Here is a 1,028-nt window from a genome sequence, read left to right on the forward strand (position 1 = left end):
GCGATCTTCAGGGCTTCTTCGATGAGCGTCTCGACGATCTTCGACTCGGGAACCGTCTTGATGACCTCGCCCTTGACGAAGATCTGCCCCTTGCCGTTCCCGGACGCCACACCCAGATCCGCCTCACGGGCCTCACCCGGACCATTGACGACACAGCCCATCACGGCGACCCGCAACGGCACCTCCATGCCCTCAAGACCCGCCGACACCTGATCCGCCAGCTTGTACACATCCACCTGCGCCCGACCGCACGACGGACACGACACGATCTCCAGCCGCCGCTGCTTCAGATTCAACGACTCCAGAATCTGCAGCCCGACCTTGACCTCCTCGGCCGGCGGCGCCGACAACGACACCCGGATCGTGTCCCCGATCCCCTCACTCAGCAACGCACCGAACGCCACCGCCGACTTGATCGTCCCCTGGAACGCCGGACCCGCCTCCGTCACCCCCAAGTGCAACGGGTAATCACACTGAGCCGCCAGCTGACGGTACGCATTGACCATCACCACCGGATCGTTGTGCTTCACCGAGATCTTGATGTCCCGGAAACCGTGCTCCTCGAAGAGCGACGCCTCCCACAGCGCCGACTCCACCAACGCCTCAGGAGTCGCCTTCCCGTACTTCTTCAGCAGCCGCGCATCCAGCGAACCCGCGTTCACACCGATCCGGATCGGCGTCCCCGCATCATTCGCGGCCCGCGCGATCTCCTTGACCTTGTCGTCGAACTGCTTGATGTTCCCCGGATTCACCCGCACCGCCGCACAGCCCGCATCAATCGCCGCGAACACATACTTCGGCTGGAAATGAATATCCGCAATCACCGGAATCTGCGACTTCCTGGCGATCGTCGCCAACGCATCCGCATCATCCTGCGTCGGACACGCCACCCGCACGATCTGACAGCCCGACGCCGTCAACTCCGCGATCTGCTGCAACGTCGCACCGATGTCCGACGTACGGGTCGTGGTCATCGACTGCACCGACACCGGCGCATCCCCACCGACCGCCACCGACCCGACCTGGAT

The 1,028-nt window shown here is 63.8% G+C and carries 1 protein-coding gene; it reads right to left on the bottom strand.

Annotation, left to right across the window (positions count from 1 at the left end; all coding sequences use genetic code 11):
* On the bottom strand, positions 1-1,028 hold a 1,028-nt coding region (ispG, locus tag ACWD6R_RS40695), incomplete at both ends, for a flavodoxin-dependent (E)-4-hydroxy-3-methylbut-2-enyl-diphosphate synthase (protein ID WP_451823363.1).

The organism is Streptomyces sp. NPDC005151 (genome assembly GCF_053599875.1).